The 25674-nt window shown below is 65.0% G+C and carries 21 protein-coding genes; 13 read left to right on the forward strand and 8 right to left on the reverse strand.

What is annotated here, in order from left to right:
• Positions 1-76 precede the first annotated feature (76 nt).
• Both BI49514_RS14405 and BI49514_RS14410 read right to left on the reverse strand, forming a co-directional pair.
• Positions 77-991, reverse strand: a complete 915-nt coding sequence (locus BI49514_RS14405; RefSeq protein ID WP_101547164.1) for a GTP pyrophosphokinase — start codon at positions 989-991, stop codon at positions 77-79.
• Between the two features lie 131 nt (positions 992-1122).
• A complete protein-coding gene (locus BI49514_RS14410) occupies positions 1123-1917 on the reverse strand; it encodes an exodeoxyribonuclease III (protein WP_101547165.1) in 795 nt (264 codons plus the stop codon).
• A gap of 154 nt (positions 1918-2071) precedes the next feature.
• Between BI49514_RS14410 and BI49514_RS14415 the strand changes: the two genes are divergently transcribed.
• A complete protein-coding gene (locus BI49514_RS14415) occupies positions 2072-2896 on the forward strand; it encodes a thioesterase family protein (protein ID WP_101547166.1) in 825 nt (274 codons plus the stop codon).
• Positions 2893-3669: an SDR family NAD(P)-dependent oxidoreductase gene (locus tag BI49514_RS14420; RefSeq protein WP_101547167.1), complete on the forward strand. Its 777-nt coding sequence runs from the start codon at positions 2893-2895 to the stop codon at positions 3667-3669. Before BI49514_RS14415 ends, BI49514_RS14420 begins: the two co-directional genes overlap by 4 nt.
• A gap of 302 nt (positions 3670-3971) precedes the next feature.
• Here BI49514_RS14420 and BI49514_RS16600 read toward each other — a convergent pair whose 3' ends face one another.
• Together BI49514_RS16600 and BI49514_RS14435 are read right to left on the reverse strand one after the other, a co-directional pair.
• Positions 3972-4502: a hypothetical protein gene (locus BI49514_RS16600; RefSeq protein WP_167443985.1), complete on the reverse strand. Its 531-nt coding sequence runs from the start codon at positions 4500-4502 to the stop codon at positions 3972-3974.
• Between the two features lie 275 nt (positions 4503-4777).
• On the reverse strand, positions 4778-5050 hold the full coding sequence (locus tag BI49514_RS14435; protein WP_101547170.1) for a GlsB/YeaQ/YmgE family stress response membrane protein: 273 nt from the start codon (positions 5048-5050) through the stop codon (positions 4778-4780).
• Positions 5051-5290: 240 nt separating this feature from the next.
• Here BI49514_RS14435 and pyrE point away from each other — a divergent pair, with 240 nt between their 5' ends.
• From pyrE to BI49514_RS14455, 4 genes are all read left to right on the forward strand, one after another.
• Positions 5291-5857 carry an orotate phosphoribosyltransferase gene (gene pyrE, locus BI49514_RS14440; protein WP_062862586.1) on the forward strand — a complete coding sequence of 189 codons (567 nt, stop codon included), beginning with the start codon at positions 5291-5293 and terminating at the stop codon, positions 5855-5857.
• Between the two features lie 208 nt (positions 5858-6065).
• Entirely contained in the window at positions 6066-6947 is an 882-nt protein-coding gene (locus BI49514_RS14445; RefSeq protein ID WP_101547171.1) for an ABC transporter ATP-binding protein, read from the forward strand.
• Positions 6947-8542 carry an ABC transporter permease gene (locus tag BI49514_RS14450; protein ID WP_167443984.1) on the forward strand — a complete coding sequence of 532 codons (1596 nt, stop codon included), beginning with the start codon at positions 6947-6949 and terminating at the stop codon, positions 8540-8542. Before BI49514_RS14445 ends, BI49514_RS14450 begins: the two co-directional genes overlap by 1 nt.
• Positions 8539-9168 (forward strand): TrmH family RNA methyltransferase, encoded by a 630-nt coding sequence (locus tag BI49514_RS14455; protein ID WP_101547172.1) that lies wholly within the window; start codon positions 8539-8541, stop codon positions 9166-9168. Before BI49514_RS14450 ends, BI49514_RS14455 begins: the two co-directional genes overlap by 4 nt.
• 407 nt (positions 9169-9575) lie before the next feature.
• Here the strand turns inward: BI49514_RS14455 and BI49514_RS14460 are convergent, their stop codons facing one another.
• The 3 genes from BI49514_RS14460 to BI49514_RS14470 form a co-directional block, all read right to left on the reverse strand.
• Positions 9576-10721, reverse strand: coding sequence for an acyl-CoA dehydrogenase family protein (locus BI49514_RS14460; protein ID WP_101547173.1), 1146 nt, complete (start codon positions 10719-10721; stop codon positions 9576-9578).
• 38 nt (positions 10722-10759) lie between these two features.
• Positions 10760-11953 carry an acyl-CoA dehydrogenase family protein gene (locus tag BI49514_RS14465; protein WP_101547174.1) on the reverse strand — a complete coding sequence of 398 codons (1194 nt, stop codon included), beginning with the start codon at positions 11951-11953 and terminating at the stop codon, positions 10760-10762.
• Positions 11954-12273: 320 nt separating this feature from the next.
• Positions 12274-13593, reverse strand: a complete 1320-nt coding sequence (locus BI49514_RS14470) for an MFS transporter (protein WP_101547175.1) — start codon at positions 13591-13593, stop codon at positions 12274-12276.
• Positions 13594-13731: 138 nt separating this feature from the next.
• Between BI49514_RS14470 and BI49514_RS14475 the strand changes: the two genes are divergently transcribed.
• Complete coding sequence (locus tag BI49514_RS14475; protein ID WP_101547176.1) at positions 13732-15696, forward strand: BCCT family transporter; 1965 nt, start codon at positions 13732-13734, stop codon at positions 15694-15696.
• Between the two features lie 199 nt (positions 15697-15895).
• Positions 15896-16921, forward strand: a complete 1026-nt coding sequence (gene fbaA / locus BI49514_RS14480) for a class II fructose-bisphosphate aldolase (RefSeq protein ID WP_101547177.1) — start codon at positions 15896-15898, stop codon at positions 16919-16921.
• Positions 16922-17212: 291 nt separating this feature from the next.
• Here the strand turns inward: fbaA and BI49514_RS14485 are convergent, their stop codons facing one another.
• Positions 17213-18751 carry an alanine/glycine:cation symporter family protein gene (locus BI49514_RS14485; RefSeq protein WP_101547178.1) on the reverse strand — a complete coding sequence of 513 codons (1539 nt, stop codon included), beginning with the start codon at positions 18749-18751 and terminating at the stop codon, positions 17213-17215.
• A gap of 475 nt (positions 18752-19226) precedes the next feature.
• Between BI49514_RS14485 and BI49514_RS14490 the strand changes: the two genes are divergently transcribed.
• The 5 genes from BI49514_RS14490 to BI49514_RS14510 all read left to right on the forward strand — a co-directional run.
• Positions 19227-20861: an ABC transporter substrate-binding protein gene (locus BI49514_RS14490; protein ID WP_101547179.1), complete on the forward strand. Its 1635-nt coding sequence runs from the start codon at positions 19227-19229 to the stop codon at positions 20859-20861.
• A gap of 141 nt (positions 20862-21002) precedes the next feature.
• Positions 21003-22094: an ABC transporter permease gene (locus tag BI49514_RS14495; RefSeq protein WP_101547180.1), complete on the forward strand. Its 1092-nt coding sequence runs from the start codon at positions 21003-21005 to the stop codon at positions 22092-22094.
• Complete coding sequence (locus tag BI49514_RS14500; protein WP_244195243.1) at positions 22094-23155, forward strand: ABC transporter permease; 1062 nt, start codon at positions 22094-22096, stop codon at positions 23153-23155. Before BI49514_RS14495 ends, BI49514_RS14500 begins: the two co-directional genes overlap by 1 nt.
• Complete coding sequence (locus tag BI49514_RS14505) at positions 23152-24978, forward strand: dipeptide ABC transporter ATP-binding protein (protein WP_101547181.1); 1827 nt, start codon at positions 23152-23154, stop codon at positions 24976-24978. Before BI49514_RS14500 ends, BI49514_RS14505 begins: the two co-directional genes overlap by 4 nt.
• Before the next feature lie 329 nt (positions 24979-25307).
• On the forward strand, positions 25308-25674 hold a 367-nt coding region (locus BI49514_RS14510; protein ID WP_145996232.1), incomplete at its 3' end, for an IS110 family transposase.

Here is a 25674-nt window from a genome sequence, read left to right on the forward strand (position 1 = left end):
AGGCGGGTCTGTGGCGTCGGGGTCAGATGCGTCGAACGCGACTGGGCGAAGCCTGTCCGGGCTGATGCGCCGCCGTTCAGCGGTCGTGGCCGACGGGAATGAAGTAGCGCGTGTTGTTCGACTCGTCCATGCGCACCTGCAGCTTGTCGCCCGGATGGGGGAACGCCGAGCGCTCCGGGTTGTCGGGGGTCAGTCCGAGCGTCTCCAAGCGGATGATGCCGTGGCGGCCCACCTCGTCGGCGGCGAGGACATAGGAGTGGTTGAGTTCGCGGATCGTGACCTCGATGGCCGGATCGGTCGGTTCGTCCGCCTCTGCGAAGGCTCGGGGCGGGGCGGAATTGCCCATGCCCAGATACGCGCCGACGTCATCGGCGATGTAGCCGGCCACGGAATCGGCCTGCGCGATGAGTCCGGCGAGGATGACCGACAGCCGTTCCTGCTGGGCATCGGATTTCAGGGCCTGCCCGGGTTTGAACAGGTGCTCCTCGGCGAGCACGCACCACGCATCCTGCATGATCGTGCGCAGCTGGAGTTCGACGAGGACGGAAGGCTCGGAATCGAAGGGAACCTCGACGAGGAGGTGGCGGCCGCGGTACCCAGAGGGTTTCGGGGTCGCGGAATAGTCACGCACCTCGGCGATAGAGAGGTTCGTATCGTCGCTCACCTCGGTGAGCAGGTCCCACAGGGCCGACTGTTCGCGTTCGGTGCGGCAGATGACTCGGGCGCCGACGACATCGATGACCTGGTTCTCGACCTCGACGGATTCGTGGATCTCGTCGTTGGCATCGGCGAGCTTGCGGCGCAGCTTCTCGCCGGTGCGCAGCCGATCCTTGATCCGACCGTCGACGACGCGCACTCGATCCCCGGAGAGCAGTGCGGATGGAGCGCGGACGGACTCGACCCAGTCATTGACCGTCTCGAGGGCGGCTCTCCAGGTGGATTCACGCCGGTCGTAGGCTTCGTCGACCAATTCGCGGACAGTTGCTGACATCCTCGTCACCTTCCTAGCTCCTGATTCAACTTCACCAGAAGACGCCGAGGATGTCTATGGCTTCGACGCTGAAGTTGCGCCGGGGCGCCGAAAGGTGAGACGACAGTCCGAAATCACCGAGGCGGGAAGCCTCAGACGTCGTAGTCGACGATGACGGGAGCGTGATCGGACGCGCCTTTGCCCTTGCGCTCCTCACGGTCGATCTCGCCTGCGGTCGCTGTCTTCGCCAGCGCCTGCGAGGCGAGCTGGAAGTCGATGCGCATGCCCTGCTTCTTCGGGAAGCGCAGCTTCTGGTAGTCCCAGAAGGTGTAGACGCCGGGTCCGGGCGTGAACTGGCGGGTGACTTCGCTCAGGCCCGCGCCAAGAAGATCATCGAAAGCGGCACGCTCGGCATCGGAGACGTGGGTGGCGCCGTCGAACTCGGCCATGTCCCAGACGTCCTCGTCGAGCGGAGCGACGTTGAAGTCACCGCAGAGGACGAGCTTCTTCTCCGGTTCGGCGCTCAGCTGGGCGGCGATATCGGCCGTCAGCGCCTTGTACCACTCCAACTTGTAGCCGTAGTGCGGGTGGTCGAGTTCGCGGCCGTTGGGCACATAGAGCGAATAGACGCGTACATCGTTGCAGGTCACCGACAGCGACCGGGCTTCGACGACGGGTTCTTCCGAACCGAAGGCAGGGATGTCCTTGAACCCGATCTCGGTGTCGGCCAGTCCGACGCGCGAGGCGATGGCGACACCGTTCCACTGGTTGAGGCCGTGATAGCTGACCTCGTAGCCGCGCTCGGTGAACAGCTCCTCGGGGAACTGCGAGTCCTTGCACTTGAGTTCCTGGATGGCCAGGACATCGACATCCGAACGATCCAGCCAGGCCCCGATGCGGTCGTGGCGGGCACGGATCGAGTTCACATTCCACGTAGCGATTCTCACCTTCCCACCCTAAGCCGTCCGCGCCGGAGGTGAAAGCGGGGTGTTGACTGCTCGGGTGGGTCGCCTCGGCGAGGATCTGCCGGAGCCGCACGTGAGGGGGCGCGCACCGCCCCTGGGCCGATCACGGTGTCGACGGCTCGATAGGATCGGGACCATGCCTGAAGCTCCCAATGAACACCTCGGCCACGACGGTGCCGCCTACCCGAATTCCTACTATGTGCGGCTGTCTGAGGACCGCCTCGTCTCGACTCTGCACAGCCAGGGCGCATGGCAGCCCGGGGAGCAGCATCTCGCGCCCGCCTCGGGGATAGTGCTCGCCGAGATCGAACGTCGACTGCCCAGCGACAAGCTCATCTCCCGGGTGACCTTCGACGTCCTCGGCGTCATCCACTCCGGCGAGTTCACTATCGATGTCGACGTCGTCCGTCCGGGACGGACCATCGAACTCGTCGAGGCCCGGATGCGCCATGGCGATCGCACCAGCGTGACCGCTCGGGTGTGGAGACTGCAGGCCTCCGACACCGAGGCGGTCGCCGGCGATGAATGGCCGGCGATGCCGTCCGTGTCCGAAGTGCCCGAGATCCCTTTCACCAACCGTTGGGGCGGCGGCTACATCGCGTCTCTTGAGGGGCGCCAGGATGCGGACGCCCATCCCGGCTATGCACGGTCCTGGGTGCGCAGTCCCTACCCTCTCGTCGACGGTGAGATCGATCCGCCGACCGCGGCTTTTGTGAAGTTCGTCGACACCGCCAATGGCCTGGCAGTCCGTGAGGATCCGAAGACGACGTTCTTCCCGAACGTCGACCTCTCCATCCACCTCACTCGCGTGCCCGAGCTCGGCTGGGTCGGCTTCGACACCAAGGTGGCCTTCGGGCCGACCGGGCTGGGGCAGACGACGAGCGTGCTCAGCGATGTCGACGGTCCCATCGGCACAGCAGTGCAGTCCCTGACCGTTCGTCGAGGCCAAGGCGCGGTATGAATCCGCGGCCGCGTGCCCTCATCACCGGGGCGAGCTCCGGGCTGGGGCGCGGCTATGCCCGCACCCTGGCCGCCGAGGGCTACGACCTCGTCCTGGTCGCCCGGGATGAGGCCCGGCTGAGTGAGCTGGCCGAGCAGCTGCGAACCTCGCAGAATATCCACACCGAGGTGGCCGTGGCCGATCTGTCTACCCGTGACGGTATCGACGCGGTCAACGAGATCATCGCGACGCAGCCGATCGATGTGCTCATCAACAATGCCGGCTTCGGGCTGCGCGGGACGCTGCTGGATACCGATGCTGCTGAGCTCGATGCGCTCGATCGGGTGCTCGCCGGGGCGGTTAGGGAGCTGTCGCTGGCGGCGGCCCGGCGCATGCAGGCCCGCGGTCGCGGAGGGATCATCAACGTCTCATCGCTGGCAGCGGTGACGACGATGGGACAGTATGCCGCGTCGAAGGCCTCGACTCTGGTGTTCACCGAGGCGCTCGCCGGGGAGCTCAGAGACAGCCCGGTGACGGTCACCGCCGTTCTGCCCGGCTTCATCCGGACGGAATTCCACAGCCGCCTCGGCGTGGAGCGTCCGGGACCCGGCCTGATCTGGCTCAGCGTCGATCAGGTGGTGCGGAAGTCGCTGCGTGATGCGCGGGCGGGGACGGTCGTCTCTGTGCCGGGGTGGGGGTATCGGGTTGCTGTGCTCGTGGCTCCCCTGGTGCCGCGTCCGCTCATGCGCTGGGGATCGACGGGATTCTCCTTCGCCCGCACCCGCGATCGCTGAGTCGGGATTCGTCACGTGGCCTCGTCGGCATGACGTGCGCCAGCGGTGATCGCTTTGCACCGGTGATCGCTGAGTCGGGTCTCGCAAGATGCGCCGGCGGTCATAGAACCGGGGTCGTGTGCGCGACGTGGGATGTGACCTATATGCAATTTTCAGCGGGGGCGGCACAACTGAGTTGAGGATTGAACTACCTGCAGTTGAGCCTGTGACCAGGGGTTTTATTCTGATCGCTTCTATGCTATAGGGCCCGTCAGGATTCAAGACGGCGCGTGAGATTCTTTACAAGCGATACGAAAGTGTGGTCAAATTAATGTGTTCGCCCGGTGGGGATCGGGTGGACATAACGGACGTATGGGGATGCGTCCGGGTACTCGAGGGGAGTGCTGCGAGGACCCCGGGATGTCGCGATTACGCGCCCCGGGGTTCTTGTCATTCACAGCAGTGTTTCGCGGCGGCCGCACCCGATAGTGCCGGAGGATCTGGGCCATCGCGTCGACGATGCCGCCCCGGTCGAACGGTCCGTCGAGGCACGCCGGCGCTCGAGCATATACCCATGCTTCCACGCCCTCGACGATGGCGGTTGCGGAACCATCCGCGAGGCCGTCGACGCAGTGTCCGGGGTCCGCGCCCGCAGCGTGAATCTGACCCCTGCGGGCGAGCCGGAGGGCAGCGCCGTCGAGGTCTGACGAACCCGTGAGGGCCTCAACGTCCGGATCGATGCGCATCTCGACGACAGTCAGCGCGTGTCCGAGATCGTCGATGAGCTCTTCGTCGTCATCGCCGTCGACCTGCAGGCTGCGGTCGACGGCCCCAGCGGGGAGATCGACATCCACGGCACCGTCTGTGGTTGCTCGGTCAGTGGCGGTGCGGCAGCGGTCTTGTGCGGGTCGGTCGTGGTCCTGCGGAAGGCCCCGAATCCCAGCGGATTCCGCTTTCGATACACCTTGCTCTCAATTGCCCAATGAGGAAACTGGGCATTTCAGAGAAGGGTGTTCCACATACTCGCTTCGGCCGTGACTGAAGCGAGTTCACTTGCTGCGGGCACAGAAAGAGGTGGACAGCCCAGTTTCAAACTTGGGCTGTCCACCTCTTTCTGTGCTGCAGGAGCTCAGTCGGCCTTGCTCTTCGAGCGTCCGGTGATGAGGCCCCAGATGATGAGCACGATCAGCGAACCGCCGATCGCGCAGAGCCACGACGACAGCGAGAAGAACTTATCCATCTGGGCGCCGAAAATCATGCCGCCGAGCCAACCGCCCAGCATGGCTCCGATCACGCCGAGGATCAGTGTGGCGAAGAAGCCGCCGCCCTGTTTACCGGGCAGGATCGCCTTGGCGATGGCTCCGGCGATGAGTCCGAGGATGAGATATGCGATGAAACCCATGTTGCTCACGTCCTTCCTGAAAGCACTTGACCGGCTGGGTTGCGCGGTGTTGTTGACACTCTACAACTCACTGTAGTCGAGAGTCCAAAGGTGTGTTGATTCTTTATAGCGTCGGTACAGGCGCAGGCGCGACGAAATCCTCACGCTCCAGATCTGTGCCGTCTGTCACGTCCGCATCCGCCGCCGTCGCTGAGACGGCGCTGAACGGTCGCCCGAAACCCGCGCATTAGACTGGAGACCATGACCGACAGCGCTGACACTCGCCGACAACTGCTCGACCTCATCGACGAACTCGCCGTGGTGCGCGGCAGGGTGACCCTCTCCTCCGGCAAGGAGGCCGACTACTACCTCGACCTGCGTCGGGTCACTCTCGATCACCGCTCGGCACCGCTCGTCGGCGATGTCGTCCTCGACCTCCTCGAGGCTCATGATCTGCTCGACAAGGTCGATGCCGTCGGCGGCCTGACGATGGGCGCCGACCCGGTCGGCACCGCCGTCATGCACCGGTCTGTGGTGCGCGGCACCCCGCTCGACTCCTTCGTCGTGCGCAAAGAGGCGAAGAAGCACGGAATGTCCCGTCGCGTCGAAGGCCCCGACGTCGCCGGCAAGCGCGTCGTCGCCGTCGAGGATACGTCGACCACGGGAGGTTCCGTGCTCACCGCCGTCGAAGCGCTCAAGGAAGCCGGCGCCGAGGTGGTCGCCGTGGCCGTGGTCATGGACCGCGACACCGGCGCCAAGGAACGGGTCGAAGCCACGGGAATTCCGTACCTGACCGCGCTGACGACCGCGGATCTCGGCCTCGACTGACCTCGAACTCGACTGACGGGGCACCGCCTCGGCGGGTTGATGCTTAGCCCCGACCGGCCTCGGCGAGAACAAACCCACCGAACACGACCTGGGACTCGACTGGCAATTCGGTCGAAATCACAGGCCCGGTTTGAAACACGTCTCTGATTTCAACACGATAGATGAGACACTCCCACAGTATTGCCTGATGCAACAGTAAGGATGACGCGTGCTCACACTGAAAGAGGTTTCCCTCCGCAAAGGGAAGCGGACATATCTGGACGAGGTGAGTTTCACCGCCGAGGCGGGCCGGATCACCGCGATCGTGGGAACCCGGTCGGCGGGCCGCACCGAACTCGTGCGCGTCATCATGGGCCTGATCTCCGCCGACGAGGGCAGCGTCGAACTCGAGGACTTCGAACTCGACTTCGGTGATCGGCAGAACTTCGGATACCTGCCCGCCGAGCGCGGCGGATACCCGAACATGCGCGTGCTCGACCAGATCGTCTACCTCGCCCGCCTGCACGGGATCACCCTGGGTGCGGCCGAACGGAATGCGCTGACCCTGCTCGGCCATCTCGAGCTCGCCGACCGCGGCTACGCACCGTTGAAGAACCTCTCCGGCGCCGAGATCGCCCGCGTCGACATCGCCGCGACGCTCGCCGCGGACCCGGACGTCGTCGTCATCGACGATGCCTTCGCGGGCCTCGACGCCGCCTCGCTGCGCCTCGTCATGTCCCTGCTCCGGGCCCATGCATCCTCGGGAGTGCCTGTCATCCTGGCCACCGACGACTGGGAGGCCGCACAGACGTTCGCCGATGACGTTGTCATCCTGAACCAGGGGAAGGTGACCGCCTCGGGCAGCGTCGAGAAGCTGCTCGGTGACCCGCACTACCGCGTCGAGTCTACGGACACCGAGGCGGCCGCCTCGGCGCTGAAATCCCGAACGGGAATCAGCGATGTGAAGACCGCCGGACGCGAGGGCTCTGCGGTGAGCTTCCGCGCGAATGATGCGAAGTCAGCCGCGGCTGCCGTGGCCGAGCTGAAGAATGTGAAGAACTTCGAAAGTGTCCGCCCGACACTGGCCGAGCAGTACAAGGAGGCTCTGTAATGGCGCGCAAAGACAATGGTGCGAATGACGAGTCCCCGGAACCGCTCGTGTTCAAGGGCACGGCCGGCGAAGGCATCGACGACCTCGGTGTGCCCGTCGACGACGATGTGATCGAAGACGAGACCACCGCCGAGGAGGTCGACTCGGACGACGAGGCGACCGCCGCCGGTGCGACCAAGGAGTCGGCCGCCTCGGCGAAGAAGGACACCGACGCGAAGGCTCCAGCCGCGAAGGAAACGGCCGAGTCCGGCGCCACCGCCGGACTCGACGATGTTCCCTTCGAACTCGCCGAGGACACCCCCGACCCCGATGAGCTGCCGGAGACCGGGCTGGTCTCCGAATTCGTCGATGTCGGCAACCGTCAGGCCGCATGGCTCGTCTCGAACCGTGAGTCCACCACGGCCATGCGCAGCCCCTACTTCCTGGTCACGGCCGCCGTGATCATCCTCGGCGTGCTGGCCGCGATCATCTCCGGAATCGTCGCCGACGTGCAGAAGGACTCGGGCACCCCGACCATGGCGATGGTCGGAGTCGGCGAGCAGGCGGCGATGTACGAACAGCAGTTGGGTGTGAAGATCACCGACGCCAAGGACGCCCCCGCCGCCGAGAAGCTCGTGCGTGAGGGCAAAGTCGACGCCGCATTCATCCAGGACCCGAGCGGTCAGGGACAGCCGACGATCATCGCCCTCGACAAGCAGCCCGATGCCCTGCTCGAGAAGCTTGCGCCGAAGACCGAGGCGACGCTGCTCGAGACCCCGGCCGTCGACGGTGCCGTGGCCACCCCGCTGCTGTGGGGGATGGTCGCGCTGTCGCTGCTCGTCGTCGCCACTCTGGGGACTGCGCTGTATCAGAACCTGCGCTTGGAGAAGCGCAACCGGATCACCGAGATCATCGCAGCCACGATCCCGCCTCGCGCCTCGGCCTCGGGTCGGATCACGGGCATGCTGACCCTGGTCATCGTCCACCTCGTCGCAGCAGCCGTCATCACCGAGCTCGGACTCTCGCTGTCGGGCAAGACGTCTCTGGCGTTCGCCATGCTGCCGGGCCTCGGCTGGTTCGCGCTGGCCCTGCTGCTCACCGCCTGGTCCGTGTTCGCGCTGCTCGTCTGGGCTTCGACCGTCGTCGGCTCCAAGGCTCGCGCCACCTTCCTCACGATCATCGGCGTCATCACCGTGGCGGGCTTCTTCGCTCCGGTCCTCATCGGACCCTCGGGCACCGTCGCGAAGGTGCTGTCGTGGACGCCGTTCACCTCGCCGCTGGGCATCGCCGGCCGCTCCTTCGCCGGTCAGGCCGAGTGGTGGGAGGGCCTCGTCGCCGCCGGCATCGCTCTGGTCCTCGCCGTCATCCTCCATGCTCTGGCCTCGGGCGCGTACGTGCGCTCGGTGCTGTCCGGAGGCGGACGCGGCGGCAAGACCGTGAAGATGAGCAAGCGCGCGCAGAAGGTCGGTGCCGCCACCTCGGCGAAGGGATCTGCGAAGTCGGACTCGAGCGCCGATGATGCCGATTCGGACGATACGGACGAAGCGGACGAGGACAAGGACGCGAAGTCGGCGGACGACGCGAAGTCGGCGGATGATTCCCGCGACGACAAGTGACCGAAAGCGCTGAACCGCAGGTGGGGGTCGGTCCGTGGACCGGCCCCTGGCCTGTGGGCGAGCACTTCGATCCGGAGCTGCTGGCTGAGGGCGATCGGCGCAATGTCGTCGACAAGTATCGGTATTGGAAGCACGATGCGATCGTGGCCGATCTCGATGATTCGCGGCACGACTTCCACGTCGGAGTCGAGAACTGGCAGCACGATCTCAACATCGGTTCGGTCGTGCGCACCGCCAACGCCTTCAACGCCGCCGCCGTGCACATCGTCGGCAAACGCCGCTGGAACCGGCGCGGAGCGATGGTCACCGACAAGTACCAGCATATCATCCACCATCCGAGTGTGGACGACCTGCTCAGCTGGTGCGCCGAGAACGACGTGCCGCTGCTGGGTATCGACAACTTCCCGGACTCCGTGCCGCTGGAGACCTACGACCTGCCTCGGCGCTGCCTGCTGCTGTTCGGGCAGGAAGGGCCGGGACTGAGCGAGGAAGCGCATCAGGCGAGCCGGGACGTGCTCTCGATCGCGCAGTACGGGTCGACGCGGTCGATGAACGCCGCAGCCGCCGCCGCGATCACCATGCACTCCTGGATCCGCCGCCACGTCTACGACCAGCCCGTGAACTGAGTTCGCCGCCGGCAGCGGAGGCCTCGCAGCGGAGGACTTGGTCTCCCTGAGGAAGTCCCGTCCTCCTTGCGCCGGAGGACGCGTTCACGCCGAGGATGCCCTGTCCTCCTTGCGCAGGTGCGGTTGACGGCATTGTTGGGTCGATCCACGGTGTTATCCGCGCTCAGATCACCGCGGATCGCCCCAACAATCCAACTCTGCCGGAGCGCGGTGGACCGAGTCGCCGCCACGGAGGTTGCCGAGCGGCATACTGAGACGAAGAAGCGCCGAGGCGGCACGACGATGATCGTGCCGCCTCGGCGCTTCTGTGCTGCCGGGCTCCGGCCGCCTTGGTGGGCGTTGATAGGCCCCGACGACGCAGCGCCGCACGCTCGGGGTCGAACGTGCGACGCTGAAGTGCCGCTGCCTCAGCTGAGGTCGGCGGCGTGGGGTTCGATGAGTCCGCCGAGTTCGGCGAGCTCCGCGGTCAGCGAATCCGAGTCGTCGAAGGTGCGGGTCATGACCGTCAGGCGCTTGGCGTAGTGACCGATGGGGTATTCCATGGTCATGCCGATGCCGCCGTGCATCTGGATCGACTCCTGGCTGATGTTGCGGGCAGCCCGGTCGACGATGATCTTCGCGGCGATGACGTCGCGGTGGCGGTCTTTCTCGGCACCGGGAACCTCGGAGGTCACGGCCAGGCGAGAGTACAGAGCCATGCTGCGCGCGTACTCGAGTTCGGCGTAGAGGTCGGCGGCGCGGTGCTGCAGAGCCTGGTTCGCACCGATCGGTGCACCGAACTGCTCACGGGTCTTCAGGTACTCGGCAGTCATCGTCAGCGAGGCCTCGAGCGCACCGACGGCCTCAGCCATGATTGCGGCGTTGCCCAGGTCGAGGACTTCGGACAGCACGGCGTTGGCATCGGCGGCGTCGAGGCGCTGGGCGGCGACACCCTCGAGCTTGAGGTTCGCGCTGCCCAGGCCATCGGCCTGGCGCTGAGCCACACGAGTCAGACCTTCGGCATCGGCGGCGACGAGGTAGAGGCCGAGTTCGCCGTTCTGCGTGGCGGTGACGACGAAGTGGTCGGCGACGTCTCCGCCGAGCACGTTGTTCTTCTCACCGGTGAGGGTGAAGCTGCCGTCGGCACCGGAAACCTGGGTCTGCGGAGCGTCGACCGCGTAACGCAGTCCGGGTTCGAGCGCTGCGAGAGCGAGGAAAGTCTGGCCTTCGGCCACACCCGGCAGGATGGCCTGCTTCTGCTCCTCGCTGCCGCCGAGCAGAACGGCATTGGCACCGAGGACGGCGGTAGCCAGGAACGGTTCGAGGACGAGGGAGCGACCGAACGCCTCGGCGACCACGGCCACCTCGTTGAAAGTCATGTCCGCGCCGCCGTAGGACTCGGGGATCGCAAGCCCGAGCAGCCCCATCTCGGCGAATGCCTGCCACTTCTCGCGAGAGATGCCCTCGTCGCTGCGAAGGATCTCTTCGCGTTTGGCGATGTCGTACTCGCTGCGCAGGTACTTGTTCAGTGTACTGGCGAGTTCTTGCTGAATGTCGTTGAGTTCAAGATCCATTGTTGTCCTTCTTGGGAGATCGAGTGAGCGTCGGTATCTCAGAGACCGAGCAGTGCCTTCGAGATGATTCCGCGCTGCACCTCGGACGAACCGCCGTAGATGGTGACCTTGCGGGTGTTGAAGTAGCCGGGCAGAGCGTCGACAGCGCCGTTGGGCAGGTCGGACAGACCCTGGCCCTGCACGCGGTCGGAGACGAAGTCGAGACCCTGCGGGCCGAGCACGTCGACGAGGAGCTCGGAGATGTCCTCCTGCAGCTGGGAGCCCTTGAGCTTGAGCACCGAGGAGCGCGGATCCGGCTTGTCGGACCCGGCGGCCTGGGTCGAGAGGATCCGCAGCTGAGTCATCTCGAGCGCGGTGAGTTCGGCTTCGATCTTCGTCAGACGAGCGGAGAACAGGGGGTCATCCAGCAGAGTACCGCGAGCGGTCTTCGTCACCGCGGCATAGGCCTTGGCACGGGCCAGATTGACCTTCGAGCCGCCGATGCGGGCGATCCCGGTGCGCTCGTTGCCGAGGAGGAACTTCGCGTAGGTCCAGCCCTTGTTCTCTTCGCCGACGAGGTTCTCGACGGGCACCTCGACATTGTCGAAGAAGACTTCGTTGACCTCATGGCCGCCGTCGATGAGCTGGATCGGACGGACGGTGACGCCGGGGGTCTTCATGTCGATGAGCAGGAAGGAGATGCCGGCCTGCTTCTTCACGTCCGGATCGGTGCGCACGAGGTTGAAGATCCAGTCGCCGTACTGGCCCAGGGTCGTCCAGGTTTTCTGACCGTTGACGATGTACTTGTCACCCTGGCGCACCGCGGTGGTCTTGAGCGAGGCCAGGTCCGAACCAGCGTTGGGCTCGGAGAATCCCTGCGACCACCAGATGTCGATGTTCGCGGTGGCGGGCAGGAAGCGTTCCTTGATCTCCTGCGAGCCGAAGGTGGCGATGACAGGCCCGACCATGGAGACGTTGAACGGCAGCGGCTGTGGAACGCAGGCCAGCTGCATCTCTTCGAGCCAGATATGACGCTGCACGGGGGTCCAGTCCTGGCCGCCCCATTCGACCGGCCAGTTCGGCACGGCGTAGCCGTGCTCGTTGAGGATCCGCTGCGAGGTGACCATGTCGTCCTTGCTCAGCTCCTGGCCGGTGGCAACCTTGAAGCGGAGTTCCTCGGGGATCTCCGTGCGGTAGAACTGACGCATCTGCTGCGCGAAATCGCGCTCTTCTGCATTCAGTAGGGTGTCCATGCGAACTCCTTATAGATCGTTCAGTAACTTTCCTTCAATGGTACGGTCCGGTGTTCAGGCTCACAAGTGGGCGATGAGGGATATCCTCGCCGAGGCGGCCCCCGGCGGGGACGGACATTGGTGTCACAATCGCCTAACTTTATTTCAGAAATGCATTACTACACCTATCGCGAGCTCGCGACTGGGCCGCGAACCGTGCGAACTCGCACCCGAGCGAACTCGCATAGGGCGATTCCGCGGGGGAGGAATGTTGATTCTCGCCGCTGAAATCAACATTCCTCCCCCGCAGAATGGCGCGCGGGTTCCGCATCGGGGTTGGGCTAAGCCTCTGTGCGGGCCTGCATGGAGTGGGCCGGGGCGTCCGGGCGGACGGGGATGATGAGCGCCAGACCAACTGCCAGAACGATGAGGATGCCCAGCGTTCCTGCCCGCTGGAAGCCGAAGATCGTGATCGCCAAAGCGAACATCGCGGGCCCCAGGAAGCTCACGGCCCGTCCGGTCGTGGCGTAGAGACCGAAGTTCTCCCCTGCCGACTCCGGCGTAGTGATGCGGGCCAGGAACGACCGGCTCGACGCCTGGACCGGACCGACGCAGAAGCTCAAGATCAGGGCACAGGCCCAGAACACGGCCGCCTCGGCGCTGAAGAGGATCGGCAGGCCACCGGCGATGATGACGATGAGACCTGCGATGATGACGGGTTTCGGCCCGAGCCGATCGTCGAACCACCCGGCGATCATCGCCCCGGCACCGGCGGCGACGTTCGCTGCCACGCCGAGGATGATGATCTCCGAGGCGGAGAACCCATAGCTGCCAGCCGCCAGCACTCCTGCGAAGGAGAAGATCGCGGCCAGACCGTCCCGGAAGACCGCCGAGGCGATGAAGAACCGCAGCGTCTGATGCTCGGTCGACCACATCCGGACCAGACGACGCACAAGGCCCGCATAGTCGGAGACGAAAGCGCGGATCGGGTGGCCGCCCGAGGTGCCTTTGACCTTCGCGCCGGGAGCCGAGAACAGGACCGGGATCGCGAAGATCGCAAACCAGACCGCCGCGAGGACAGCGACGATGCGGAACCTCAGTCCGTCGACGTCGCTGGCACCGAGGATGCCCACCTCGGGTTGGATGACGAGGACGAGGAGGATGACGAGGAGGACCAGACCTCCGACGTAGCCCATTCCCCAGCCGAATCCGGAGACCTTGCCGACGTTGTCGGGGGTGGTGATGCGGACCATGATGCCGTTGTACGACACCTCGGCGAACTCGAAGAAAACGCTGCCGACGGCCAGGAGCAGAAGACCCAGCCAGAGATAGTCGGGGGAGTCGCGGACGAAGAACAGGCCGAACATCGTGAGCACGACGATTCCGGTGTGCACGCCCAGCCACAGGCGATGCCGACCCCCGGCGTCGGCCCGAGTACCGGCTGCCGGAGCGATGACGGCGATGACGAATCCGGCCGCGGCCATCGACCAGCCCAATGCCGAGGAACCGGCCTCCTCGGTGGCGGCCACGGACTTCGTCAGATACGGAGCGAACACGAAAGTGATGATCACGGCATTGAACGATGCCGAACCCCAGTCCCACAGTGCCCAATTGACGATGCGCAGGCGGCTTGCTGCCGGTGACGGCGGGGATGCAGGCATGGTGTCACTGTACTGAATCGCTGCCCGAACGGGATGAAAACTGCGAAAATAGCAGGGGAAAGCTGAATGCGACGTTGAAGCAGTCCGTGAATTGCGGCAAAGTAGATAGACGGATCTGGACTCGAAGCGAAGGGCATTATGAGCGACCCCAACGCGGACGACGGCTCCGCGACCGGCCAGCAGGCCGGCGCGACCGCTGAGGCGGGCTCGGCACCAACCACCGGTGCCGACGATACGACCGCCTCCACACCGTCCGAAACCGAACATTATCTCATCGGCGAACCCGACCCCGTAGCGCTTCATCTTCCGGAGAAGCTGCACATCGGCGAAGGCGACTCCGATGCGGAGATCACCGAGAAGCTGCGCCGCCAAGGTGTGCGCATCGGCAAGGGCATGATCGCCCCGGCCGTCTTCTGGCCAGCGCTGATCATCATCGTCGCCGTCGCGGCTTTGGCGATCGCGCTCCCGACGTCGACCGGCGACGTGATCTCTGCGATGCAGGGCTGGGTTGTCGCCGACCTCGGCTGGTACTACATGCTGGTCGTCGGGCTGTTCGTCGTCTTCGCCATCGTCGTCGGATTCTCCAAGTACGGCAGAATCCGGCTGGGCAAGGATGGCGACCGACCGGAATTCAACGTCTTCTCGTGGTTCGCGATGCTCTTCGCCGCGGGTATGGGCATCGGCCTCGTCTTCTACGGCGTCGCCGAACCGCTGACCTACGCCACGACCGGGGCGAAGCCGGGATGGCCCGACAACGAGATCGACGACGCGAAGCTGGGCATGGCCCAGACCTTCGTCCACTGGGGTCTGCATCCGTGGGCGCTCTACGCCGTACTCGGCATGGCACTGGCCTATGCGATCCACCGCCGTGGTCGCCCCCTGTCGATCCGCTGGGCCCTCGAACCGCTCCTGGGACGTTTCGTCAAGGGGTGGGCCGGTGACGTCATCGATGTCATCGCGATCTGCGGAACGGTCTTCGGCATCGCCACCTCTCTCGGGCTCGGCGTGCAGCAGATCTCAGCCGGACTCAAACACATCGGCGTCGTCGGTGAGTACGACAACATGTTCCTCGTCATCCTCATCGTCATCATCACCTTCCTCGCCACCGCTTCGGTGGTCTCGGGTGTGGGCGCCGGCATCAAGTGGCTGTCGAACATCAACCTCACGATGGCCGGTATCCTCCTCGTCACGGTTCTCGTGCTCGGGCCGACTCTGTTCCTGTTCCAGAACTTCGTCGAGTCGATCGGCGTGTATCTGGCCAATGTCTTCGATATGACGTTCGACATCGGTGCCTACACCGGTGACGAAGGCGCGGAGTGGAACTCCTCCTGGACCCTGTTCTACTGGGGCTGGTGGATCTCGTGGGCGCCCTTCGTCGGCGTCTTCATCGCCCGCATCTCGCGTGGCCGCACCGTGCGCGAATTCATCGCCGGTGTGCTCCTCGTGCCGTCGATCGTCGGCTTCTTCTGGTTCTCCGTGATGGGCGGCACCGGCATCCACCGTCAGATCTTCGGCACCGGCGACCTCGTCGACCCGGACGAAGGCGTCGTGGCCGAGCGCGTCCTCTTCGACGTGCTCGGAGACCTGCCGCTGGGCGCAGTGATGTCGGTCATCGCCATCATCGTCGTGGCGATCTTCTTCATCACTTCGTCGGATTCGGGTTCGCTCGTCGTCGACATGCTCGCCTCGGGCGGCCACCCGAACCCGCCTCTGTGGTCGCGTGTCCTCTGGGCGCTGATGGAGGGTGCACTGGCGATCGGTCTGCTCATCGCCGGCGGACTCGGAGCGCTGCAGGCCGGGTCGCTGCTCACGGCGCTGCCGTTCAGCATCATCCTCGTCCTCGTCTGCGTGTCCACGCTCAAGGCCTTCGGCAAGGAGGCGCAGCGGACGGCGGCGATTGAGCGTGCCGCGCGGTTCCGTCAGGTCGGTGAGTACCTGGCCGATGATTTCGACGAGTACCTTGGTGACAAGGTCGATGAGCGCATCGACTACCGAATCACGCGCACTCGCGGCATCGGCGATCGGATGAAGTCGCGCTCCGGAGGAACCCGGGAGTTGCGCAAGTCCGGCCGCGACAAGGGGACGTCGACCCCCGCGGACTGACACGGCACCGTCGACGGACATTGCGCCGCCGACGGATCGAGGGCCCGTGTGACCGACTGCGAGTCGGTCACACGGGCCCTTGTCGTACCAGATCTCATCGCAGATCCCGGACCCCGCTGTCGGCGGCTTCTGCGGCGCAAGTCGGAACGAGTAGGCTGGTGGCGAACGAGTACACCGACCCATCGACCTAGGAGCGCACATGCCCATCGCCAGCCCCGAAGTGTATGCCGAGATGATCGACCGCGCGAAGACCCAGGGCTTCGCCTACCCCGCGATCAACTGCACCTCCTCGCAGACGATCAACGCCGCCATCCGCGGCTTCGCCGAGGCCGGATCCGACGGCATCGTGCAGATCTCCACGGGCGGTGCCGAATACATGTCCGGCCCGACGGTCAAGGACCGCGTGCGCGGTGCGATCGCGTTCTCCGTCTTCGCCGCCGAGGTGGCCAAGAGCTATGACGTCAACATCGCACTGCACACCGACCACGCTCCGAAGGACGCCGTCGAAGCGTGGGTCAAGCCGCTGTTGGCCGAGTCGACCGAGCGGGTCAAGAACGGCGGCGAGCCCTACTTCCAGTCGCATATGTGGGACGGCTCGGCCGTTCCCCTCGACGAGAACCTCACCCTCGCCGAGGAGCTGCTCGAGCTCTCGGCGGTAGCTCACTCGATCCTCGAGATCGAGGTCGGCGTCGTCGGCGGCGAAGAGGACGGCGTCGAGAACGAGATCAACGAGAAGCTCTACACCACCGTCGAGGACGGGCTGGCGACCGCCCGCGCGCTGGGCACCGGCGAGAAGGGCCGCTACCTCACGGCTCTGACCTTCGGAAACGTCCACGGCGTGTACAAGCCCGGCAATGTGAGGCTGCGCCCCGAACTCCTCGGCGAGATTCAGGAGAAGGTCGGTGCCGAGTTCGGCAAGAAGACTCCCTTCGATCTCGTCTTCCACGGCGGCTCGGGCTCGAGCGCAGAAGAGATCGCCGAGGCGGTCCGCCACGGAGTCGTGAAGATGAACATCGACACGGACACCCAGTACGCCTTCACGCGTCCCGTCGTCGAGCACATGTTCCGCAACTACGACGGAGTGCTCAAGATCGACGGGGAGGTCGGCGACAAGAAGCTCTACGACCCGCGCTCCTACGGCAAGGCCGCGGAGAAAGGCATGGCCGAACGCATCGTCGAAGCCTGCCAGAATCTCGGCTCGGCAGGCACCAGCCTGAAGAAGTGAGGTTCAGCCGGCTCAGTTGGGACTGCCAGCTCAGCCGGCTCGGCCAGCTCAGCGGGCTCGGATGGTGAGCCGGAGGGCAGCAGAGTCTGCCCCGCGAACCGACAGCGGCCGTCGCCAGATTCCGGGCGGCGGCCGCTGCTCTGTGCGTCGCTGTGAATGGCACGAGGCCCGGGACGCCATTGTCCCGGGCCTCGCAGTCTGTCCCTCGCGTCGGCGGACGAGTAGTCTGCCGAATGGCCTGCCTGCCGGTCGGCCGCCTGCCGGGTGGCAGGCAGCCGACCGCGCGGGGCATCAGCCTTCCGGCACCGCTTCGCCGGCCTTGAGCCGCGCCACGCGCTGATCCCAGAAGTCGGCGTTGCGCACACCGATCTTCTCGGGCTCGAACACCGGGTCCAGGCCGTGCTTGGTCTGGCGTTCGAAGTCACGCAGGAGCTTGAACGCCGGCTGCTGCAGGATGAGGATGCCGATGATGTTCAGCCAGGCCATGAGGCCCACGCCGATATCGCCGAGCGCCCAGGCGTTGCCTGCTGTCGACATCGCACCCACGGCGACGGCGATGAGGATGAGCAGCTGCAGCACGCGCTTGCCGACGGCGAGCACCAGGGTGTTCTTAACCTTGCCCAGCAGGTACACGAGGTTCGTCTCGGCCATGTAGTAGTACGCGACGATCGTGGTCAGGGCGAAGAGGAAGATCGAGATCGCGATGAAGCTGGCGCCGAAGCCGTGGATCATCGAGTCGAGTCCCGCCTGCGGCCACTTCTCGCCCGGAGTCGCAGCGATCTCCTCGGCCATCTGACCGCGACCGGTGCCGATGATCGTCGTCTCGTCTGCGTCGAAGACCTTGTACATACCGGTCGAGAGGATCATGAAGGCGGTCGCGGAGCACACGAACAGGGTGTCGATGTAGACCGAGCCGGCCTGCACGAGTCCCTGCTTCGAGGGGTGCGAGACCTCGGCGGCCGATGCGGCGTGCGGTCCGGTGCCCTGTCCAGCCTCGTTCGAGTAGATGCCGCGCTGGACGCCCCACTGCACGGCCATGCCGATTATCCCGCCGAAGGCCGCTTCCGGTCCTGCGTCGATGCCGAAGGCCGAGGTGAACATCAGCTCGAAGACCGGAACGATCTGGTCGGCGTTGATGATGGTCACGGCGATGGCCGCGATGATGTAGATGACGGCCATGAACGGCACTGCCAGCGAAGCGAAGTGAGCGATGCGCTTGATTCCGCCGACGACGATGAAGCCCATGATGATGACGAGCGCGATTGCGGTGCCCCAGGTGGGAACGCTCCAGGCGTTCTCGACGGCGCCGGAGATCGCATTGGACTGGATGCCCGGCAGCATGAAGGACATGGCGATGACGGTCACGGCCGCGAAGACCATGCCGTAGACCTTGAACAGGCCGCGGGCCTTGGTGTGGCGGTAGGCCTTCTCGAGGTAGAAGGCCGGGCCGCCGCGGTACTCACCGGTGCGGGGATCCTGTTCCTTGAAGATCTGTCCCAGGGTGGATTCGACGTAGGACGTCGAGGCGCCGAGGAGGGCCGAGATCCACATCCAGACGACGGCGCCGGGGCCGCCGAAGCCGATGGCGGTGGCGACACCGGCGATATTGCCGACGCCGACGCGTCCGGCCAGAGAGATCGCCAGCGCCTGGAAGGACGAGACGCCCTCATTGGAGCTCTTGCCCTTGAACATCTGCCTGAAGATGGCGGGGATCTGACGGATCTGAACCGCGCGGGAGCGGATCGTGAAATAGACACCTGCGCCGAGGCACAGGTAGACGAGGGCGGATGACCACACAACCCCGTTGAGCCAGTCGATGAAAGCGGACACGCTTCTCCATTCGTTCTTCCGCGCCGGGATCGCCGACACGGTGTTGCTTATCTAGCATCTGTGCCAGAGCATCGGCCAGCGGGGGAGCGGCCAGATTCACGAGAGTTTCCCTAGCGTTCTCTGTGATGCACCTCATAAGTCAAGCCGATTGTCACCGGTGACGCAAATCGCATTCGCCGAGGCGGCTCCCCGTGGCGCTGCCGTCGACGCGGTCGTGTGATTTCACGGGGCCGGGGGGCGTTTCGCGGCAGGCGCAGGCGCAATGCGGGGCGACGCCGGAAGGGGTCTCGGCCAATGCGGAAAGGGAATTTCCGTTGTGTCGGTTGAGTCGTCTCGGCGAATTGTTGCGAAGTCGTTGCGAACTGGATCACTTCATGTGCGTCAGTTTACTATTTGGGACGGGAACCGTAAGATGTGGTGAGGATCTCTTCGAGCAAAGAAGACACGAAGAGCACTTGTGAAAGACAGGAACACCATGAAACGACGAACCGGTGCAAAGGCTGTGGCCATCGCCGCGGCCGGAGCTCTGCTCCTCTCTGCCTGCTCGACCTCGACGACCGGAGGCGGCGGCGGGGACGACAAAGGCGGAATGCTCACGGTCGGGACCACGGACAAGGTCGTGGCTCTCGACCCAGCTGCTGCGTACGACAATGGAAGCTCGCTCGTCGAACAGCAGATCTACCCGTACATCCTCGCCTACAAGCCGGGCACGGCCGAGCTCAACCCCTCGATCGCGGAATCGGCCGACTTCACCGAGCCGACGAAGTACGAGGTCAAGCTCAAGGACGGCCTCAAGTACGCCAACGGCAACGAGCTGAGCTCCTCGGACGTGAAGTTCTCCTTCGACCGTCAGCTGAAGATCCAGGACCCCAACGGGCCGTCCTCGCTGCTGGGCGGCCTGAAGTCCGTGGAGACCCCGGATGAGAAGACCGTCGTCTTCAACCTCAAGCGCAAGAACGACCAGACGTGGCCGGGAGTCCTGGCCAGTGCCGCCGGACCGATCGTCGATGAAGACGTGTTCTCGGCCGACAAGGTCACGAAGGACCAGGAGATCGTCGACGGCAAGGCCTTCGCGGGCCCGTACACGATCGACGGCTTCAAGTTCAACGAGCTGATCACCTACAAGGCCAACCCGGACTACAAGGGCTTCGTCGATCCGGCGAAGACCGAGACCGTGCAGATGAAGTACTACTCGGACGCGAACAACATGAAGCTCGACGTCCAGGAGAACACCATCGACGTGGCATGGCGTTCGCTCTCGGCCACCGACGTCGAGGACCTCGGCAAGAACGAGGACCTCAAGCTCCACAAGGGGCCCGGCGGCGAGATCCGCTACATCGTGTTCAACTACGACACGATGCCCTTCGGTGCGAAGACCGACGACGCCGACGAGAAGAAGGCGCTCGCTGTTCGCCAGGCCATGGCCGACTCCGTGGACCGTCAGGCGATCGCCAGCCAGGTCTACAAGGACACCTTCACACCGCTGTATTCGCACGTGCCCGACGGGCTTCCCGGCTCCGACGAACCGCTGAAGTCCGAATACGGCGACGGCAAGGGCGGCGCCGATGTCGCGAAGGCGAAGAAGGCGCTCAAGGACGCCGGAGTCAAGACCCCGGTGGAGCTGAAGCTCCAGTACAACCCTGACCACTACGGTCCCTCCTCGGGTGATGAATACGCCCTGGTCAAGGACCAGCTGGACAAGACCGGGCTGTTCAAGGTCAAGCTGCAGTCGACCGAGTGGGTGCAGTACTCGAAGGACCGCACTGACGACGTCTACCCGATGTACCAGCTGGGCTGGTTCCCGGACTACTCGGACGCCGACAACTACCTCATGCCGTTCTTCTACGACACGGATGAGACTCCGTCGTTCCTCGCCAACCACTACCGTGACGAGGCGATGAACAAGGAGCTCAACGCTCAGTCCTCGATCGCTGATAAGGGCAAGCGCGAAGATGCCCTGAAGAAGATCCAGGGCGAGCTGGCCGACGAACTGCCGACCCTGCCGCTGCTGCAGGGCAACCAGATCGCCGTGTCAGGCAAGGACGTCAAGGGCGTCGACGACACCCTTGACCCCGCGTTCCAGTTCCGTCTGGCACTGCTGAGCAAGTGATCACCCACACGAGGTGCAGGTGAGCCGATCAGGCCGCCTGCACCTCGTGGCGCGTCCGCGGTCAGCTCCGTACACCTGCAGTGACCCTCGCCGAGGTGTCCCTTGCCGCGTGCGCATCGAAACACATCCCATAAGGAACGCATGTCTGCTGCCATCAGCGAACCAGGGGCTGAGGCCGCCGAGACCTCGGTCGCGGTCAAGAAGCCCTCGGGAGGCGGTCTGGGACGCTATGTCCTCATCCGCTTCCTGCTCATCATTCCCACCATCTTCATTCTCACCACTCTGGTGTTCTTCCTCATGCGCATCACTGGTGACCCGATCACCGCAGCGCTGGGCGGACGCCTGACGAAGGCCCAGCTGGCCGAACGCGTCCATGCCGCCGGCTACGACCGCCCCATCCTCGTCCAGTACTTCGAATACTTGGGCAATCTGCTCAAGGGCGACTTCGGCACCGCGGTCTCAGACGGGCAGCCGGTCTCGTCGATCCTGCTCAACTACGGAGCGGCGACCGTCGAACTCGTCTTCTACGCGCTCATCGTCGCGTTCATCATCGGCATCCCGTTGGGAATGCTTGCCGCCTACCATCGTGACAAGGCCCCGGACGCCGCGCTGCGGGTGCTCGCGATCCTCGGCTATGCGACCCCGGTGTTCTTCGCAGGCATGATCCTCAAGCTCGTCTTCGGCGTCTTCCTGCCGATCCTGCCCGTCGCCGGACGCGGCACCACAGAGACCGAATACATCATGTCCGGTGTCGTCGGCCCGACGAGGTTCTACCTCATCGACGCCCTGCGCATCGGCAACTTCTCGGTCCTCGGCGATGTGCTCGCCCATGCGGTGCTGCCGGCGATCGCGCTCGGCGTGCTCACTGCGGGAGTCTTCCTCCGGCTCGTGCGCACGAACCTCATCGGCACGCTCGAGCAGCAGTACGTCGACTCCGGTCGATCCCGCGGAATCTCCGAATACCGACTGGTCACCAAGCATGCGTACCGTCCAGCGCTGATCCCGATCATCACGGTCATGGGTATGCAGATCGCGCTCATGCTCGCCGGCGCCGTGCTCACCGAGACGACGTTCGAGTGGAAGGGGCTCGGCTTCAAACTCGCCGAGTACCTGACCGCCCGTGACTTCGTGGCAGTGCAGGGAATCGTCGTGTTCCTCGCCGTCATCGTCGCGGTCACGAACTTCCTCGTCGACGTCATCGCCGCGTTCATCGACCCGAGAGTGAGGTACTGATGTCCACTCCAGACAACCCGCAGAACCAGGGCCCGGCTGAAGAGGCCCAGACCTTCGCCGAGGAGGCTCCCGGCTCCGGAGTACCGGCAGTGGCGTTCGACGACCGTGCCAAGAAGTCCTGGTTCTCCCGCCTGCCGATCATCTCGCATCTGCGCCAGTCCGTGGGGCTGCAGCGCGGAATGCTCATCACCGGCCTCGTGCTGTGCGGAATCGTGCTCATCTGCGCGATCTTCGCACCGCTCATCGCCCCGTACGGCTTCAACCAGCTGGGCACCTCCGAGGGCAACTTCGGGTCGAAGCTGCCACCTGGCGGCACCCACATCTGGGGCACGACCGTCGGCGGCTACGATGTCTTCTCCCGTGTCGTCTGGGGCGCCCAGACCGCAGTCGCCGTCATCGTCGTGGCCGTGGTCATGTCGATCTTCGCCGGTGTCATCCTCGGACTCGTCTCCGGCTACATCGGCGGATGGCTCGACCGCATCCTCGTCGTCATCGCCGATGCCGTCTACGCCTTCCCGACCCTGCTGCTGGCGCTGGTCATGTCGATTGCGATCTCCGGCGGTCAGTCGAGCGCGTGGGGCGGCATCGCCGCGGCCGCATTCTCGATCACGGTCGTCTTCATTCCGCAGTACTTCCGCGTCGTCCGTGCCGAGACGCTGCGGCTGAAGGCCGAACCGTTCGTCGAATCGGCGATCGTCCTCGGCGCCTCGAAGACGCGGATCATCTCCAAGCACATCTTCCGCAATGCCACGCGGACCCTGCCGCTGATCTTCACGCTCAACTCCTCCGAGGCGATCCTGACCTTGGCCGGACTCGGGTTCCTGGGCTTCGGCATCGAACCCACCTCGGCGTCGGAATGGGGATACGACCTCAACAAGGCGCTGCCGGACGTCACCTCCGGCGTGTGGTGGACGGCGGTGTTCCCGGGCGTGGCCATCGTGCTCACGGTCTTGGGAATCACCCTGGTCGGTGAGTCGATGAACGACCTCAACGACCCGCGTCTGCGCGTGCGACGCAAAGCCAAGGTCAAGAACGTCAAGCCCGCGGAGGTCACGGCATGAGCAAGCAGAAACTCGAGCGGACCGCCTCGGCGACGGGCAGCATCCTCGATGTCGACAGTCTCGACGTCACCTTCTCCACCGACGGCGGGGACGTCCACGCCGTCAAGGACGTGTCGCTGAGCGTCTCGCCCGGTGAGGTGCTGGCGATCGTGGGCGAGTCAGGGTCCGGCAAGACCGTGACAGCCCGATCCATCCTCGGTCTGCTGCCCGAGACGGCGCAGCGAACCGGGGCCATCGTCATCTCCGGGCAGAACGTACTCAACGTCTCCGCCGATGAGCTGCGAGCCATGCGCGGCCGGGATGTGGCGATGGTCTTCCAGGAGCCGTCGACGGCACTCAACCCCGTCTTCACGGTCGGGTGGCAGATCGCCGAAGGTCTGCGCGCGCACGATAGGAAGGCGAGCAAGGCCGACCTCAAGGCGCGCGTCGTCAAGGCCATGCGGCAGGTCGGGATCCTCGATGCCGAAAGCCGTTTCGACTACTACCCGCACCAGTTCTCGGGCGGGCAGAAGCAGCGCATCGTCATCGCCATGGCCCTGGCTCTCGGGGCGAGGCTCATCGTCGCCGACGAGCCGACCACCGCCCTCGACGTCACCGTGCAGGCCGAGATCCTCGACCTGCTGCGCGAACTGCGCGACGATACAGGCACGGCCATCGTGCTCATCACCCACAACATGGGCGTCGTCGCCGACCTCGCCGATCGAGTGGCCGTGATGCTGCGCGGCGACCTCGTCGAGGTCTCGTCCGTCGAGCAGCTCTTCAATGATCCGCAGGAACAGTACACACGCGAACTGCTCGCCGCTGTGCCGCGGATCGGGTCGACCGTGGCCGGCAGCCGCAAGGCGGCCGCCGCCGAGGCGGGAGCACAGACCGGTGCGGCCACGGGGGATCCGTCGACGACGGACCCCGAGGCGGCCGGCACTGACTCGCCACGCACCGACTCAGCGAGGGAGACCTCGGCGGGGACCGCCTCGGCGAAGAAAAGGGACGCGCGCGAATCGATCGTGACCGCGCGCGGGCTCGACATCGTCTACCCGGGAGGGTTCGGCAAGTCGGGTTTCCACGCCGTGAAGAAGGTCAGCTTCGACATCAAGGCCGGCGAGGTCTACGGACTCGTCGGTGAATCGGGATCGGGCAAGACCACGATCGGACGCGCGATCGCGGGCCTGACCAGGGCCAGCGGCGGCAGTCTCGAAGTGCTCGGGCACGAGATGGTCGGGTTCAAGGAGCGTGAGTTCTCGAAGATCCGGCGACGGATCGGATTCGTGTTCCAGGACCCGGCGGCCTCATTCAACCCCCATCTGTCGATCGGGGAGTGCATCGCCGAACCGTTCGCGATCCACCGGCGGGAGATGAGTCCGTCCGACCGGTCGCAGCGAGTGCTCGAACTCCTCGACTCCGTGCAGCTGCCGAAGGCTTATGCGGCACGATATCCGCATGAGCTCTCCGGCGGCCAGCGGCAGAGGGCGTCGCTGGCGCGCGGTCTGGCGCTCGATCCGGAGCTGCTCATCGCCGATGAGCCGACCTCCGCGCTCGACGTGTCCGTGCAGGCGAAGGTGCTCGAGCTCTTCGTCGAGCTGCAGAACCGCTTCGACTTCGCGGCGCTGTTCATCAGCCACGACCTCGCCGTTGTCGACATGCTCTCCGACCGCATCGGGGTGCTCTTCCACGGCGAGCTGGTCGAAGAGGGCACGGGCGAGCAGGTGCTCGGGTCACCGGACAACGACTACACGAAGCGCCTCATCGCCTCCCTGCCGGTCCCGGACCCGGCCGAGCAGGCGGAACGCCGCGAGCTGGCAAGAACCCTCCGCACCACTCCCTAATTGCTACCTGACGGCTGTGAGTCTTGGTAGTGGCTGGTCTGGGACCGGCTGGCAGAGTAGGTGTTGGCCTCTCCATCCCGTGATCGTGACTCAACCTGGCGGTGACCCACCCCCTTTTGGTGGTGTCTTCGGGCCGATTTGTCCGATCACATGGGTGGTGCGGCCGGCACCGACTCGGCCCACCTCGGTAACTTGATCAGAAGGCTGTCTGCCCCTTTGCCGGGGGCATGACTCATCACAGTGTTGTTCCGAAGTGACCTCATCCCGGACCGGTACCGGCCGCAAGCGGCCGCACAACCTATCGGTCAAACAGGGAGCTTCGAACCGCCATGTCCATTGTCGCGCACTTATACAACTTCTTCATCGGCGTCGATACACACGCCAGAAAACACGTCTACACGATCATTACCAACACCGGCATCCTCGTGGCTACCGGCAGCTTCCCGACATCTCGGGCCGGCATCAAACGGGCCCTGACCTGGGCCGGCCGGTGGACGAAAGGTGACCTCGACACTCTGTGGGTCGTGGAAGGAACAGCCTCCTATGGTGCGGTGCTGACCGGTCATATCGCCACGACCGAATACCCCGTGGTCGAAGCTGGACGCATGGATGCCAAAGCCCGGTACGGCGTGGGTAAGAGCGATGAGCTCGACTCCTACCGGATCGCGAAGTCCGTGCTGGCGCTACACACCGACC

The sequence above is a fragment of the Brevibacterium iodinum ATCC 49514 genome, from assembly GCF_900169265.1.
Taxonomy (GTDB): Bacteria; Actinomycetota; Actinomycetes; order Actinomycetales; family Brevibacteriaceae; genus Brevibacterium; species Brevibacterium iodinum.